This window comes from Natrinema sp. SYSU A 869 (assembly GCF_019879105.1).
Classification (GTDB): Archaea; Halobacteriota; Halobacteria; order Halobacteriales; family Natrialbaceae; genus Natrinema.
In genome coordinates this window covers 517,301-532,616 of record NZ_CP082247.1, presented here as the reverse complement: position 1 = coordinate 532,616, position 15,316 = coordinate 517,301, and the positions used below count along the sequence as shown (strand labels likewise).

The following is a 15,316-nucleotide window of genomic DNA, read 5'->3' as shown; positions in this document are numbered from 1 at the left end:
TGTTACCGGCCCGATTGACTGACCTCCGATCAGCACGACACTAGGAAGTCATTGATCGCTTTTTCCAACTGAGTCGTGATTAGGTATGTACCACGCTCTCGACTACGCCAAAAGAACTCTTTCTGGCTGCAACGCAGTTATCGAAGAGCGTGTGAAGATCGCGTTCAACATCACAGAAGCCACACTCGTTCTTGAAGTCGCACGCTCCGAGGCCAACTTTGTCTTCACGTATGACGGGACGATTGTCACGCTCGCTCGGAGTTTCGGACTCGATGTCCTCCCATATGCGATGCCACTCCGCTCAACGGACTAGTCCTCGCTTCTTAGCTCGATAGCCGAGTTGGGCACTCGTAGTATGGAGTTGCAACCTCTCGAAACACACTCGTTACTGGCATGTTCAGGAATTGCCAGTCAACTCAAATCGATGACGCCAGACGAGAATACATTAACGACGCTGCCGCTCGAGTATTTAACTAGAACCCATGGCAACTGATCGCCACAATTCCCATGCCGATCACACCGAGGAGCTCGCGACCATGATCGGGCTCTACGTGCTCGGTGAAATCTCCCTTGGGAAGGCTGCAGAGCGGGCTGACGTCACCCGCTGGGAGATGACAGAGATTCTTACTGAGGCCGGTGTTGAGGTTCGCCTTGGGCCCCAGACCATGGACGATCTCGAGAATGAGGTCGAGACAGCACTCGACATCGAATGAGTGAGTCGTTTTCGCCGCCGGTTATTCTTGATGCAACAGTGTTGAGCAACTTCGCGAGCACTGAGTCAGTAACGTGGCTTACGTCGGTACTCGAGAATCTAACGACTGTTCCTGCCGTTGAACGGGAACTCCAACGCGGTCCCGAGAGTGGGTACACATATCTTGAGAACGCACTCAAGGCCATCGAGACTGGACAAATTCCTCTCGAGGGGAGTGCACCAGAGCAACTCGAGCAACTGTGAAGTCCGATACGATCACCTGCAAACGGATACTTGAAATGCTGTCTGTAGGGAGGAGTATCCGAGTCATACCGGCCTTCTGATGTGAGTGTACTCCCTACTCTCGCTGTAACAAATATCCCAAACAGCTATGGAACAACGCTACCAACATCAATCTATGTCGAGCGGCACTATCGATATCGACGAGTTCGAGAACGCCGACGACGACGAATTTGAGGACCGAAATGACACCGAGCGGATCGTGCTGTTCCTCGACGAGAACGACGACCGGGCGTGGAAGGCGGCGACGATCGCTGAACAACTCGAACTGGATACGGACGCCGTCAGTGCGATCCTCTCGCGACTGAAGGAACGAGGTCTTGTGCGACACAAGCGACCGTACTGGGCGATCACAGACAACGAGGAACGGCTCCGAGCCGCCTACCGGCTTCATCAGCACCACCAGACTGCAGACGAACAGTACGGCGAGGAGCATCTTGAGGAGTTGAAAACTGACGAGATGGAGGAAGTGCGGTGACGGCGTTCGATGAACTGGAACGCGGCGATATCATTTGGGGGACCGATCCGCTTTCAGATAAAGGTCGTCCAATGCTCGTTCTGGGAACACCCCGGTTCCCGAACCACGGCATACAGCTCATCACCGTCCTGATATCCACGAAGGCGTATCACGAGGAATCACTCACGCTCCGCGACGACGACTATGATGGCGATCCACTCGGGGAACGGAGTCACGTGCTTCCGTGGTCTCTCGCGACTCTCAATAGTGCTGTAGAAGTGAAACTCTATATGACCTCCCTCACCGACGAACGTACCGCGGACGTAGCAGCGCAATCGATCGGCTACATCTCCTCCTAAGGGAACTTGCTGCCATCAACGATCATACCGGAACCACATGAACTGCTCTGCCGAGGGCCGAGAAACGCTCCGCAGCAAGTACAAGCTGTTTTATCAAGACCCGTGCGTCGCTACTAGACTCTCGATATTAACGAGTTTCTGACTGACGAATTCCTCGGGAGAGCACAGATCTCCCGGTGATCGAGACGGTCTTGCTCTCTCTGAGTCCGCTAGGCATCAGTTACGTCACGAGCGTCGAATCTGAATAGACGGTGTTTCTCAACGGCCCGCCCCGCTCGCCGCTGCGGCCTTTCGGTGAGCTTTGCTCACCGACGTCTCGTTCGCTTCGCTCACGAGACCTCCGCGTCGCTCGCGACCGACCATTCTAGGCATGCAGTGACCGATACGCACCGCTCGGTCACCGTTCCGGGCATCTGGTCTCGACGCCAGCATTAAGCGCGTTTTCGGTTGCGCCCCTCGCGGGCTTTCGCGTTCCAGCGCTTTGGGCCGCTCCGCGCGGCGAGCCATGCCACGGCTCGCCGTGCTCACGACCGTCGCCCTGGACACGGGTCCGCTGTCCGGGCCGGGCACAACAAACGGCTTAAAGCTGGTCGCTCGCTCCGGCGGACGGCGCGCGGTGCTGGGTGCGTCTCCTCGTTCAGACGCGCTCTCGCTCGCGAAGGCGCGAGCGAGAGCGCGCAGATGGATCTGTCGGTCGGTGTCGTCGGAAAACCGCGATGTAGGAGCATCGCGGTGTCGGCGCGTGAGCGCCTTCACTGGTACGGTGAGTACCCAATGTCTAGTAACAACGCTAGCGGGAGGTCGTTACGGTCGAGGAACTGGCATTCGAGAAAGCGGGCAAGCAGGCAGTCGATGAAGACAGCTTCCCGGTCGTCGACGAGACGCCAGAGTTCGAGGCGGCGCTCGAGCAGGAGGCGCAGGCGAAGGTAGATGCGAACCACCCGGGGGATCGCGGACACGAGCAACGAGCGGATTCACGGTGTCACCCTCGAGCAGGAGGAGCGCATTCGGGCGTGGGAAGCCGAACTGGAGCGCATCAGTGCCCAGGCCGAACTGGGAACGCAGGATGGTCGGTCGCGCTCGCGGCCTTTCATCCTTGCAGAAACGTAGGCTTCGTCGATTTCGACGGGACCAACGAGGTCGAGCGAAGGTGCGTCGAGCGCCTTCGTAAAGCGATCGACGCGCTGATAGATTGTTTTGTACGGCACTGTCTAGTTAAGCACCTCCGCTGGCGTCTGTCCATTGAGTGTCTGGTGCGGTCGTTGTGTGTTATAATAGTGTATGAATTGTTCAAGCCATTCGCGGACGCTCGCCCGACTGCCCACCCATGAATTATGGAAGCGGTCAACTTGCATCTTGAAGGTGTGAAACCACTTTTCGATGAGGTTTCGATCAACGTAGTCGAGCTGACCGCTCAATCCTAACCGAGAGATGACAGTCAGATACCCATAGCCATCAACGAGAAACACGGTATCGGAGAGATTGTGTTTCTCGGTCAATCGATGCAGGAACGCAGCGGCTGGATCGGTGCCTCGTCGTCCAAACACTGCGACATCGAGAACGAGCCTAGAGTCTACGTCTATTGCAGCGTATACCCAAGACCAGTCGCTGTTAATCTTGACAGCGGTTTCATCAATGGCGACCCGCGACGGCTGCGCCGTCCTCAGAACGCTTTGCGTTCTGATGGGCCGCACGAGAGCGTTGCTCTCGTGGACGTCGGCGGGTCTGACACGCTATCAGCCAGCCGATGTACCCAGTGCCAGATTGCTTGATGAGAGCGTTTGACGCCGACCAAGCAAAGAATTGCTTGTGTCTCTCAAAGCGAACAACCGGTTGTGTGGAGGCGGACGGCAAACACCCTGACGGGCGTCGCCGTCCGCTCACGCTCCCAAGCTTCATCAAATTCCGTCGCGTAGCACTCGCTGAGCAGGTCTGCGAGCGTCATAGCCAACGTAGCTCTACGACCTGCTCGCTTCTCAAACCACGCTAACTAGACGGTGCCTGAATTGGGTATTTATCACTAAGTCATAGTTATCGGCAAGAATTTGAAAGTCAGGTACGAGAAGAAGGTCGCGACAGACGGACTAATGATCCAGAAGATGACGTACTTCACTACAGCCGCTGGGTCAAATAGTTCTCCCGCTGCCCGGTGGTTTTCGTTGCTCTCCTCACCAATTCGTACTACTTCATCCGTCTCCTCTATCATCACTGCATTGACCGAAACACTACCTTTGACCTTTCCTCTAGCTAGGTCGATAGCAGTTGTGGTCCGCGACGCGCGTCCCCAACCTAGTCCGACAATGGTCATCACGGTCGAGAGGGCCAGACTGATCGGATTACCGAGCAATGAGGCGAACGTCGTAATACTAGCGGCGATGACCATCACGACGGTGGCAGCTAACAGCGGAAGTTCAGTTAACCCGTTGCCCACTGATTCCATGGTCCGCCGTGCGATCGTGAACGCCCCTAACCCGATAGCCAGCGCCCCAAGAACGACTGCCCAATCAGGGTTGATGATACCTCCACCGACTAACGGTGCCACCGCGTTCGCTACGTTGCTCGCCCCCGCGCTGAATGACATATAACAGGCGATAACGAACGCGATAACTGTACTAACAAGTTCACGAGGCGACGTTCCCGGACCGAGCGCCACTGTCGGTACCGTACTGGTCGTATCTATCGTGACGAGCGGCCCGTCAGACTGCTGGATCTCGAAAAATTGGTTCAAGTACGGATAGAGATACCGACCAACGACACCCCCACACCAAAAGCCGATAATGGGAGCAATGAGCCACCAGGCGACAATCTCACCGATTGCTGACCAGTTAAGCGAATCCGTGGCGAACCCTAGTCCTGCAATCGCACCGACAGCAGTCATCGAGGTCGAAATTGGGACACCATAGATATTGGCGACTAACATCCCGATACCGATATACAATAACACGATGATACTCGCTTCGATGGAGAACGCGGTCTGTTGGACGAGTTCGCTTCCGAGCGTTTCAGTTACGTTGCGACCTACCGTCCACCCGCCTAAAAAGGCGAAAAACACCATCACTAATGCGGCCATCGATTTGCTGATAATATTTGCTCCGACAGAAGGTCCCCACGCGACGCCAGTCGACGAGCCGCCGATATTAAATCCCACGAACGCTGCGGCTAGAATTCCCAAAGGAAACAACACGGAATCCATACCTGAAGCTTTATTTTGTGTGGCATAACGCTTATGTTTTAAATGAGGGAGCTCCTTCCCTTTAGTGATTAAAGGGTGGGGCGGTGGTATTCGATGTATCCAAGCCTGAATTTCCCTTCCCTGACGGATCTGGCACCGAGATCCAGTTGGGGGATTTATAAAGCGAGAGGAAACCTTGCGCGAATTGATGCGGCTGAGTATCTAGTTCCATCTACGAGAACAATCGCCTTCTGATACTATTTCTGTTGTGGATAGTTCTGGTAGCGGACAAACTTTGTTGAGCAACTTCGCGAGCACTGAGTCAGTGACGTGGCTTACGTCGGTACTCGAGAATCTAACGACTGTTCCTGCCGTTGAACGGGAACTCCAACGCGGTACCGAGAACGGGTATCCGTATCTTGAAAACGAACTCAAGGCCATCGAGACTGGACAAATTCCTCTCGAGGAGAGTGCACCAGAGCAACTCGAGCAAGCGTATCCAACGATTCGAGACCAACTCGACCTTGGTGAGGCAGAGGCATTCGTTGTTGCTGATAGAACTGGTGGCACACTCGTGACCGATGACGGTGCAGCCCGAGACCTTGCTTCTACATACGAAATCGACCTTACGGGTTCTATTGGGATACTCGTTCATGGTGTTGTTCGAGAGAAGCTCACTGTCGAAACAGCTGACAGTTGGCTCACAACCTGGATTGATGAATGCAGTTACTATGCACCAGTTGAGAGTGTCAGTGATGTCCTTCCTGACGAGTATACTCCAGAATAGTTTCTGTACGAGGACCAGTATCAACTTGCGCTGGGTGACAGCGACGGTGGCGGGTCTGCGTAACGCACGACGTCAAACCAGTCGAAACAGAAGAGCGATTCGTCGATGCCGTCCAGTGTGAGTATTGTGAGATCCCACCGGCAAGCGACGCGCCGAAGTTTCGCTACGAAGTCTCGCCAGATTCGCCCGATCTGACTCCAAGATTCACACACGGGTGGTCGGACCCCGGACTAACGGAACTCCAGCGAGCGTATCTAACCGAATTGGCGGTTGGCGAGGACGAAGAACCGCCGTCCCGCGAAGAGATAGAGGGGCGGATCGGCGTCGAAGAGACGCAGTTCCGAACCTCACTCGCTCTCGAAGATAGGAGGCTTCTCGTAAAACACTCCACCAGTAATTACGAGATCACGCAGGCAGGGCGACGAGTACTGAACCGTGACCAGTACCGATAGCCGACACTACAAGTCGTGGATGTACGGTGGCCGGTTAGCTGCCGGGTGCCCGCTTGGGCATCTGCAGGCCTCTAGGGACGCTAGTCAACGGTGATACCAGGTGTCGACGGGCTCGAGTCTGTCGGATAGCGCTGTTCCTCAGGTATCTCTGCATCTGCTGGCAACACGACTCGTCGCTCCTTGTACTGGAGTCCATCACTCGGCCGGGAGCGCAGTTCGTCGTACAGTCGATACTTTGAGAGGTCGAGCAACCCGTCAATCGTTCGCCGGCGAGTTTGGTCGCGTACTCACAGCTGACGTCCTGTTCCTGGATGCGGATCCAGGTGGCTATCTCACCGGCATCAAGATACTCTTTCACTCCATTACAGCCCTGATGCCAGAGGTCGCCACGCGGGTTGGACGACCGTCGGCGCGTGGTAGGTCGACCCGTCGGTGAGTGCAGTTTCGTTTCGATCCAGGAAATGAGCTAAAATATATGTATATACGGGTACATATAGGTATTACACAAGTTGATGACGATTGCAGTCGGGTCAGTGAGTGTGGTTCGACGTAAACTCCTGACAGCGGTCATGGTCGTAGCGCTCGTTGCAACTGGGATGACGGCCTCGGCGGGGGCAGTCACGACGCCGTCGGTCGAGACGACGACCTCGATCAGCGAGTCGACGACGGTGACGGTGACGAACGTCGTCGACGGCGACACAATCGACATCGAATACCAGAACGGGTCGACCGATACCGTTCGACTACTGGGTGTCGACACGCCGGAAACGTACGGGTCGGTCTCGCCCGGCGAATTCGAGGGCGTGCCGGACACGCAGGCGGGCCGTGAGTGCCTGCAAGCCGCGGGTGAGAACGCGAGTGCGTACGCGACTGACCAACTCGCTGGCCAAACGGTCACGCTGCAATTCGACAGCCAGGCGGACCGACGCGGTGACTACGGCCGTCTGCTCGCGTACGTACAGGTCGACGGTTCGAACTTCAACTACGGTCTCGTGGAGCGGGGCCACGCCCGGGTCTACGACAGTACGTTCTCCCAAAGCGATTCGTTCTACAGCGCCGAATCGGCGGCTCAGTCCGCCGAGCGAAACGCCTGGTCGTGTCGGACGCCGAACGACGACGGCTCTGGCGATGACGGGTCGTCGGGTGGGGACGCAAGTGCGCTCACTATCGATTGGGTCAACGCGGAAGCGAGTTCCCTCAACGATGAGCGTGTGAAGATCACCAACACCGGCAGTAGTTCGGTCGACCTCGACGGGTTCACGCTCGCCGACGAGGCGGGTTATAGCCACACGTTTGCAGAGTTCACGCTCGGCGCTGGTGACTCGGTGTACGTCCACACTGGTAGTGGGACCAACGACGCCGACGACCGCTACATGGGCTACGGGACCGAAATCTGGAACGACGACGGTGACACGGCGACGGTGCAGACGGCAGCCGGGACGACCGTCGACCAACTCGCGTACTAAAGCGAGCGTGGCAGCTCATTTTTCAGACGTCTCGGCAGCGGGTCAGGTGGTGGCGACCGCACTCGATAACGAACGGTGAAAGCCCTCGACGCGCTCGCGGTTGCTGTCTCCGAGATCTATCACGCCCGGCTGTATCCCAACCTCAACGAGGTCGTCGACAAGGGTCTCGTCGAGAAAGGCGAACTCGACAAGCGACCGAACTACTACACGATCACTGCCCGCGGCCAGCGCGAGAGCGACTGCATCCACGTCCGCGGCGTTCACTACACGGTCTACATGTCCGACGAAGACGTGCAGCCGCCGACGGACTGCTCGTGGGATACTTACGACAACACCCAGCGGTGTTACGGCTACCCCAAGGAGTGTGCCGTCCTCGCTCGGATTCTTGGCTACATCCCGTTGGACGGGATCATCGACAAGCGCGCCCATACTAGGACGGTCACCGAGTACGGCACCCACACGCTCGAACCCGACCCCGAGTCGATTGCCGCTCCCACTGGGGTTTCGACACCACAGATTCCCCATCCAGAGGCCCGCGCTGAGTCCGTGTTCGACCGCGACGAGACGCGCTACTCGGAGTGGGCCGCAGACCATGTCGCCTCGAGCGCTCGCGAGCAACTGCCGTTCGACAAGGCCCGGCAGTCGCCGTATCACATCGAACTCTGGAGCGAGAAGACGCTCCCGATTACATCCGCGACGAGGGCGGGTTGGCTGCGGACTGTGGCTGTAACGTCGTGGTCGAAGGCGAGGTCGATCTCTCCCAGACCGTCGCGAATGAGCTCGCCCAACGAATCGGAGCGGCGGGGAAGCCGGCCGTAATCCTGTATCTCGCCGATTTCGACGTGAAGGGGTACGGTATGCCGGCGAACATGGCGGGAAAACTCGCGTGGCTCCACCAGCGCGGCGATCTCGAGCAACGCGTCGTGATCGAACGGCTGGCGGTCACCACGGAACAAATTGAGGCGCTGGAACTCCCGAGAAAGCCGATCGAAACGAGTTCGGCGACCGGTACCGGCGGCGTCGCGTACAACCGGCGAATCACCGAGTGGGAACAGCAACACGGCGCGGGCGCGACCGAGTTGAACGCTCTCGAGCAACACCCTGACAAGTTCCGACGCATCGTTCGCTTGGGGAAACTGTTGAACTTATGTATTTACACTCTGGTAACTGTCTTATGGACAGACGGAGCTTCCTACGACGATCGGGGTGCCTCAGTACGGCACTGCTCGCAGGCTGTCAGCGACGAACGGAGACTAGCGACCCTCGACGATACGTGATCGACGCGAGCGACATCTCCGAACGGACCCGGGAACGAATCGATATCGTTCACGACCTCCCAGAACTCGACCTCGTCGTTGGTTACGTGGCTCCCGAACTGGTCGAGACCTCCGCTACGTTCAGAGATAGCAGGTCGTCTTTCGGCCCTGAGATACGCACGCGCGTCACGGGAACTTTCGACGTCTCCGGAGAGGATCTCTACGAACTCCAGTGGGACAAGCAGTCCCAGTCCGTCCGAGAGTGCCACGAAGAGACGCGTGGAGACGGCGTCACCATCGGTATCGTCGGAACGGGAGTCATCGATAACCATCCGGATCTCGCTTCCGCTCTGAACGGTGGGAGATCGCGAAACGTGACGGAAGACGCCGGGGATCACACACCGATCGGAGGTCGTTCGCACGCGACGCACGTCACAGGGATCATCGCTGGTACCGGGCGAGACGGTGGCGTCACGGGCGTCGCTCCTGGTGTGGAGGTGCGGGACTATCGTGTCACCACTCGACATGGCGTCCTCGCAGGGGACCTCCTCGCTGCGCTCGCATACGCCGTCGAAGACGGCTGCGACGTCGTCAACGTGAGCCAGAACTGGTACCCGTACACGCCTGAGTCGGACCATGACGTCCTTCTGGACGCACTACAGAGGGTCGCTGCACGCGCTGAAACGGAGGGGACGATCGTCGTCTGCTCGGCGGGGAACGACGCCAAGCGGCTGTCGCCCGAGGCACCTCCGTTCGCTCTCCCCACCAACGTGGAGTCGTTCGTCACCGTCAGCGCGACAGCGCCTGCGGGATACAATTGGCCAGCAACATCCTCGAACGAGGCTGTCGGAGGCTATTCGGTCGATCCATCCTCTGCGATCGACGAACCGGCATACACTCCAACGACATACACGAACTACGGGCGGGAAACCGTGACTGTCAGCGCCCCGGGCGGCGAGATCGACGAAACCGCTCTCAACCGTCACCCTGGCGCACGGTACGACGGTATTCTCAGCACGACGTTCTCGTACCGACCGAACAGCTCGTCGGAAAAGCGCGTCCCGGAGTACGGTTGGGCAGACGGGACAAGTCTCGCTGCGCCCCAGGTCACAGGTGCCCTTGCGCTCCTCCGGAGCAAGAACCCTGCGCTCGGTCCCGAGGCGGCTCGCCTCCGTCTACGAGAGACTGCAAGGGAGATCGACCCCTTGCAGTACCGGGGCGCCGGACACCTCGATCTCAAATCGTTGCTTTCGGTTCAGTAGACGGCACTGTAGGGGACGTGGAAGCATCCGGTGGTCCGATCGGTGTGCGGTGTAGCATGCGCGTCAGCCTGCGCGTGCGAGTACCAACACGCCTGCCGTCGTCCACATTCTCAGTCGAGTGCCAGCACGGTTTGACTCGGTCTCTGGCCGCCAGTTACCGCGGGCCGGGAGCGAACTACTCCTCGATTCTGGCGGGAGTTTGGGGTACATCAGCCACCAGACGAGGAAGAGGACGAGACACGTGAACAACCAGGAGACTCCGTGAACAACGCTCTGAGGAACACCGACGTCGACTCGCCTTACATGGCTGCGACGAAGAACCCAGTCCCGATGAACCCACAGACGACCAGGACGGTAAACAGTGCGGTGTCACGGAGAAACGGCTGTAAACTCATGGGTAGTGAACCCGATCTCCGGTTCAAGAATGTCACGGTTTGAACGGCAGCGTCGTGTATTCCTGAGGGCGCCACGCGGATCGGTCGTTCCTCCGAACGCTATCGAACAGAGTGTATAAAGAAGACGATGGACAGGATTCCTGCCAAGAATCCCACGAGCGAAAAGACGATGACAGCACTACTGACCATTTCTGGAGTCTCTTGGCTCGAAACCTCCTCAAAGTAGATCAAGGCGCCCGTCGATCCAAACGCCGCAATAACCGTTGCCCGTGCTATATTATCAAATAATATACTTACTATATTACTAAAATTGACTTCCATATAAGTGAATTACAGAGGTAAATTATAATGTTTCTGTTTTCACGTACTGCGAGAACGTCCCCTCGCCGTGCGGCCGCCGCTGCTTCTCTCGCACCGGGAGTACCCGTGGCTCGGGGTATCGAGCGCCGCATCGTGACGATTCTTGCCTCCCCGAGGGCAGATCGGAGGTGTAGACCGCTCCGAGTACTGCGAAGCTGTCCCCTGCTGCGTGTCAGCGGAGGAGAGCTTCCAGACCCGCGTACGTGGACGCGTCTTCGTACCCGATCAACAGAAGTCGACCATGTTACTGCAAAAGTAGCTGGCTCCGAAGTTACACATGTAATACGTTCCGACGACCACCATCGTACTGCAGACGGGAGTACATGCCAGCCAGCCCGGACCGCTCGCTGCGCAGATCGTACTGCAGCCAGCTACCCCCACTGTGCCGTACGTACCGGTGCAGATGGCCTCGAAGGTAATTTCACAGGTCGCGCACTTGACGCTCCAAGAGGCGGAGAATGAGCTGGCGAGCGTCTCTTCGTGGGTGACGATCACGTCGTCGCCGTCCAGTCCGAGGTACTTCGCGTGGACACCTTCATCGAACTCTTCGCTGTAAACGGCCGTGACGCCGCCCACGACGCGCTGGGGCCCGTCGTCGACCATGTACAACTGCAGGAGGCCGCCCCGTTTCTCGTCCTTTCCGCGCGGAGCGTACGGAATTAAGACGATAACCGGGTTGCCCTGATTTACCTCCTCGTACTCTCCTTCGTAGCTGATCTCGAACGCGGCGGCGCCCTTCACGTTCGGACGCAGCTGCTGCTGTTTGAACCAGTCTCGCAGTGCCCGGACCTCCTCGTTGCGCATTGCACCCTTGGCCTCCTTCCGGGCCTGACCTCCCTCGAGGATCTTGGGCTCGTTCATCTGGACTTCGCCGTCGTCGTAGCCCACTATCTTCCCGTTTTCGACGAGCAGGTCGTCCTCGATTCCGTTTCCGGACTGGCTGTGGTGAGCCGAAGCTTGATTCTGTTTCGCCGAAGCTACAGACTGGCTTAAACCGAACAGTCCCGCAGAGCCTGCGCCACCAACAGCGGTCGTTTGAGGACATCTCGACGAGTAAAATCCGAACTATCTTTTGCCATGCTATTAATTCAAAGTATACTACATATTTATATTTTTCCAAATGAAGGGCGTGTTTAGCCGTCCGCAATCAGGCTCTTAAATAGGCCGAGGAGGATCTCCTCGAAATTGAAAATGAGGCTGAGAGCGGGGAATTGACAAGGCTGAGTTCGCTATCTAAATACACCTGACCGAGGAGATTCCCGACGCTATCGAAACCGACAGTCAGGTCGAATCAATCGCTGAAGATATCGTTGAAGCGTTTGACGAACGAGTCGATAGTTACTATCCAAGGTTGAGACTGTTGGCGAATAAAATACTATTCTCACACGGCCATATTACGGCGTCCTTGGTAAGTACACGTGCGAATTTTCCGATATAAACGCTACTGATGATCCGGATGATACATCTATTTATTATCTAAGAGATTCTTGAGTTCGATATGACTACTATTCAGGAGTCTTCTCGTCGAATGGCTCTCGTTGGATTTGCTATTGGGGTTCTTACCTCACTGTTCGTTCAGTTGTTTGTTTTCGGCAAAACGGTAGATGGATTGGTGTTTGCTCACGCTATTGGAGCAGGCATTGGGCTTGGAGTGGGGTTTTACTTCATATACCCTATGAGAACGCATGAGAATTGACTCACCACTCCAAAACGGAATTACCTGTGCTTATCGCTGTCCTCGAGGAGCGGGTGACCAAATTCTGGACGTCTTGGACAGCGAAGGCGTCAATGAGATCGATTCGATGGTTCTCACGCATAACCACACTGACCACATCGGTAGTGCAGATGCAATCATTAATGAGGTGTCAGTTGGAGAAGTGTACCACTCCGGTATCAATAACGATGCTACCTCCTAAGAAGAGCTTGAGATGCTATCTCGGCCAACGATATCAGCACCACTCGGATCGAGCGAGGCGACGGGAATAAACTCTCGCCAGACGGAGATAGCTACGACATCACGGTTCTCAACCCCCTTGCCAGCCGACCCCTCGAGCAATATCGACCGAACATCTCTTGTCTTGAAGATCAGTTATCAGGGACAGACATTCCTACTTCCAGCCGATATTTATCAGAATAGGGAGGAGAAGCTTGCTAAGGCACTGTCTAGTTACTCGGTCTCGACGTATAGCAGTGTTTCAGAGCCTGCTACAGCATTACCGGTGAGATCTGATATTGTCACTGCTTATGAGAAATTTGCTGACGCAGCCGAATTGTCGCTCCTCGTGGAACAGAGTCCCCTATATCAGATCCAATATGGTGATTTACAGCCGATACCGTCACTTCATCACCTTCCCGTATTGCGGTTTCTCTTATCTAGACAGTGCTGATGATGCGATCGAATAACAAATCCAACAAGAGCTGCGTGAACTCGAGCGTGCGAAAGCAGTCGCCGGCCCAACTGGAGAGCATCCCGACGTCGAGGTTCTCGAGTGATGACTATACTAACAACTGAAACGATTTACATGCCGATCGCACAGCCGTCATGCGATCGAGTGTGCATTGACTTTCAGTGGCTACTATAGCGATGAGCGGGTCCCAATCCGCACGACGTCCCTAGCTTTGACAGAGGGCTGTGAATCGCTAGACAGCGGCGACCTTCAGTGAGCTCCGTGAACATTCGAATAAGAGAAAGCCCCTGACGCGCTCGAGTCCCGCGCCTCGCTGCGCTCCTCATAGGCTGCGGTGTGTTTATGAGAATCTGCTAAGTCCTGTCGGCGCGAACCCACATTGGGGCTGATTGAGGCCGTCCGTAAGCATGTGTCACAGAATAGAACACGGTGCGGTGACTGGCCCGCTTGCATGGATAGGAACGACTGCGCTAGGAGCGCGAATAGGTGCCTATCTGGCTCGCGCCACCCGACACAGCCCTTGGTGAAAGCATGAAGTCAGAGACTCCATACATCGGCATGGATTGCCATGACGGTCACTCCCAGGTGGCCGTCATGGCGTCCAACGGAACGATTCTCGACGAACGGCGCGTTACTGACAGCGCCCTTGACGAGTTCGCTCGCGAGTTCGCCGGGTCGCCCGTCGCCATTGAGGCGACCGGCTTCTACCGGCATATCTATGAGACGCTTGACGAGCACATGGACGTTACGCTTGTCAACCCGAAGAAAACCCGCGTGATCGCCGAAGCGAGTGTCAAAACGGACAAAATCGATGCGCAGATGCTCGCGCATCTGCTCCGAGCGAACCTCGTCGCTGAGAGCTACGTTCCGCCCAAGGAGATCCGCGAGCAACGCGATCTCGTTCGTACACGTAAGACCCTCGTCGAGGACCGGACGCGGGTGAAATCCCGCGTCCGGGCCGTCCTCAAGCGCACCGGCAACCAGTATCGGAGTGCGTTGTTCGGCCCGACCGGGCGAGAGTTCCTCGCGGAACTCTCGCTGGCAGAAACGGATCGCGTGATCGTCGAGACGTATCTCGACGTGGTCGACACCTACGACGAGAAGATCGCCGAGTTGGATAGAAAAATCGAAGCGGTCGCCACAGAGAGCGAGGCGGCGAAGCTGCTAGAGACGATTCCAGGCGTTGGGCCGTTCTCGGCGGTGTTGCTCACCGCCGAGATCGGCGAAATCGAACGGTTTCCAAGTCACGAGCAACTCGTGAGCTATGCTGGACTGAATCCGACGGTTCGCCAATCAAGTGATCACGAGACTCGTGGCGGCATTAGCAAAGAAGGATCGGCGGCGATGCGCTGGGTACTCGCGCAGTGTGCGAACACGGCGATTACGTGCGGAAACGAGTATCTCGCGGGGTTTTACGAGCGACTAAAACGGCGGAAGAATCATCAGATAGCGATTGTTGCGACCGCACGCAAACTGCTCGTGTCGGTCTACTACATGCTCACGCGTGAGGAGGAGTACGCGCCACCGGTGAGCTGAGTCGCGCCGGACTGGCGCGACTCAGCCAGCGGCTGGCCCTATCAGTAGCGACAGCTCTCGTTATCTCTCGCGAAGCACCTATGGTCTGGTCAGGGCGGTAATGGGAAATATGGCGGAGACAGTTGTTATTACACCCGAACAGCTATCGTAATCGGCGTGGTAGCTTCAGCCGCAGATTCTCATAGGTGCTTGCGGGGTTGGGGGACGACTGAGGCGGCCTCGCCCTTTCTGAGTCCGACCAGGACGGTGGCTGATTCGCCGAGCGATGTAGCCGGTTGACTAGTGGTACGTAACGGCCCGCCCCGCTCGCCGCTGCCGCCTTCCGGTGAGCAAAGCTCACCGACGTCTCGTTCGCTTCGCTCACGAGACCTCCGCGTCGCTCGCGACCGACCATTCCGGGCGGTCTGCCTGCAGT

Annotated in this window: 12 protein-coding genes and 4 pseudogenes; 12 read left to right on the top strand and 4 right to left on the bottom strand. The window is 57.0% G+C overall.

Annotation, left to right across the window (positions count from 1 at the left end; genetic code table 11):
- Positions 1–85: 85 nt before the first annotated feature.
- The 6 genes and pseudogenes from K6I40_RS02385 to K6I40_RS02360 form a co-directional block, all read left to right on the top strand.
- Positions 86–313 carry a hypothetical protein gene (locus K6I40_RS02385; RefSeq protein ID WP_222912705.1) on the top strand — a complete coding sequence of 76 codons (228 nt, stop codon included), beginning with the start codon at positions 86–88 and terminating at the stop codon, positions 311–313.
- Between the two features lie 169 nt (positions 314–482).
- Positions 483–713 (top strand): UPF0175 family protein, encoded by a 231-nt coding sequence (locus K6I40_RS02380; protein WP_222912704.1) that lies wholly within the window; start codon positions 483–485, stop codon positions 711–713.
- Positions 710–955: a hypothetical protein gene (locus K6I40_RS02375; protein ID WP_222912703.1), complete on the top strand. Its 246-nt coding sequence runs from the start codon at positions 710–712 to the stop codon at positions 953–955. The genes K6I40_RS02380 and K6I40_RS02375 overlap by 4 nt, the downstream gene beginning before the upstream one ends.
- Positions 956–1,109: 154 nt before the next feature.
- Positions 1,110–1,469, top strand: a complete 360-nt coding sequence (locus tag K6I40_RS02370) for a helix-turn-helix domain-containing protein (protein WP_222912702.1) — start codon at positions 1,110–1,112, stop codon at positions 1,467–1,469.
- A complete protein-coding gene (locus tag K6I40_RS02365; RefSeq protein WP_222912701.1) occupies positions 1,466–1,807 on the top strand; it encodes a PemK-like protein in 342 nt (113 codons plus the stop codon). The genes K6I40_RS02370 and K6I40_RS02365 overlap by 4 nt, the downstream gene beginning before the upstream one ends.
- A gap of 774 nt (positions 1,808–2,581) precedes the next feature.
- A pseudogene (locus tag K6I40_RS02360) lies at positions 2,582–2,881 on the top strand (DNA-binding protein); the annotation flags it as partial.
- On the opposite strand, the pseudogene K6I40_RS02355 reads toward K6I40_RS02360, so the two are convergent.
- The 3 genes and pseudogenes from K6I40_RS02355 to K6I40_RS02345 form a co-directional block, all read right to left on the bottom strand.
- Positions 2,872–3,015, bottom strand: a pseudogene (locus K6I40_RS02355) (IS1595 family transposase); the annotation flags it as partial. The pseudogenes K6I40_RS02360 and K6I40_RS02355 sit on opposite strands and share 10 nt — an antisense overlap.
- Before the next feature lie 3 nt (positions 3,016–3,018).
- Positions 3,019–3,752 (bottom strand): annotated as a pseudogene (locus K6I40_RS02350) (IS6 family transposase).
- Positions 3,753–3,827: 75 nt separating this feature from the next.
- A complete protein-coding gene (locus K6I40_RS02345) occupies positions 3,828–5,000 on the bottom strand; it encodes an inorganic phosphate transporter (RefSeq protein ID WP_222912700.1) in 1,173 nt (390 codons plus the stop codon).
- Positions 5,001–5,304: 304 nt separating this feature from the next.
- Here K6I40_RS02345 and K6I40_RS02340 point away from each other — a divergent pair, with 304 nt between their 5' ends.
- From K6I40_RS02340 to K6I40_RS02320, 5 genes and pseudogenes are all read left to right on the top strand, one after another.
- A complete protein-coding gene (locus K6I40_RS02340) occupies positions 5,305–5,766 on the top strand; it encodes a hypothetical protein (RefSeq protein WP_255681337.1) in 462 nt (153 codons plus the stop codon).
- Positions 5,767–6,757: 991 nt separating this feature from the next.
- Complete coding sequence (locus tag K6I40_RS02335) at positions 6,758–7,684, top strand: lamin tail domain-containing protein (protein WP_255681336.1); 927 nt, start codon at positions 6,758–6,760, stop codon at positions 7,682–7,684.
- Between the two features lie 111 nt (positions 7,685–7,795).
- Positions 7,796–7,924: pseudogene (locus tag K6I40_RS02330) on the top strand (helix-turn-helix transcriptional regulator); the annotation flags it as partial.
- Positions 7,925–8,391: 467 nt separating this feature from the next.
- Entirely contained in the window at positions 8,392–8,961 is a 570-nt protein-coding gene (locus K6I40_RS27720) for a hypothetical protein (protein ID WP_255681450.1), read from the top strand.
- On the top strand, positions 8,958–10,202 hold the full coding sequence (locus K6I40_RS02320; RefSeq protein WP_222912698.1) for a S8 family serine peptidase: 1,245 nt from the start codon (positions 8,958–8,960) through the stop codon (positions 10,200–10,202). The genes K6I40_RS27720 and K6I40_RS02320 overlap by 4 nt, the downstream gene beginning before the upstream one ends.
- A 980-nt stretch (positions 10,203–11,182) precedes the next feature.
- On the opposite strand, the gene K6I40_RS02315 is transcribed toward K6I40_RS02320, so the two are convergent.
- Complete coding sequence (locus K6I40_RS02315; RefSeq protein ID WP_222912697.1) at positions 11,183–11,818, bottom strand: hypothetical protein; 636 nt, start codon at positions 11,816–11,818, stop codon at positions 11,183–11,185.
- A 2,078-nt stretch (positions 11,819–13,896) separates the two neighbouring features.
- On the opposite strand from K6I40_RS02315, the gene K6I40_RS02305 reads away from it, so the two are divergent.
- The gene (locus K6I40_RS02305) at positions 13,897–14,901 is read left to right on the top strand and encodes an IS110 family transposase (protein ID WP_222912695.1); all 1,005 of its coding nucleotides are present in this window, start codon (positions 13,897–13,899) and stop codon (positions 14,899–14,901) included.
- Positions 14,902–15,316 lie beyond the last annotated feature (415 nt).

Bases quoted from the DNA above. Each gene is read 5' to 3' on its own strand.
- K6I40_RS02385 (WP_222912705.1), top strand. From the start codon at position 86: ATGTACCACGCTCTCGACTACGCCAAAAGAACTCTTTCTGGCTGCAAC.
- K6I40_RS02380 (WP_222912704.1), top strand. From the start codon at position 483: ATGGCAACTGATCGCCACAATTCCCATGCCGATCACACCGAGGAGCTC.
- K6I40_RS02375 (WP_222912703.1), top strand. From the start codon at position 710: ATGAGTGAGTCGTTTTCGCCGCCGGTTATTCTTGATGCAACAGTGTTG.
- K6I40_RS02370 (WP_222912702.1), top strand. From the start codon at position 1,110: ATGTCGAGCGGCACTATCGATATCGACGAGTTCGAGAACGCCGACGAC.
- K6I40_RS02345 (WP_222912700.1), bottom strand. From the start codon at position 5,000: ATGGATTCCGTGTTGTTTCCTTTGGGAATTCTAGCCGCAGCGTTCGTG.
- K6I40_RS02315 (WP_222912697.1), bottom strand. From the start codon at position 11,818: ATGAACGAGCCCAAGATCCTCGAGGGAGGTCAGGCCCGGAAGGAGGCC.
- K6I40_RS02305 (WP_222912695.1), top strand. From the start codon at position 13,897: ATGAAGTCAGAGACTCCATACATCGGCATGGATTGCCATGACGGTCAC.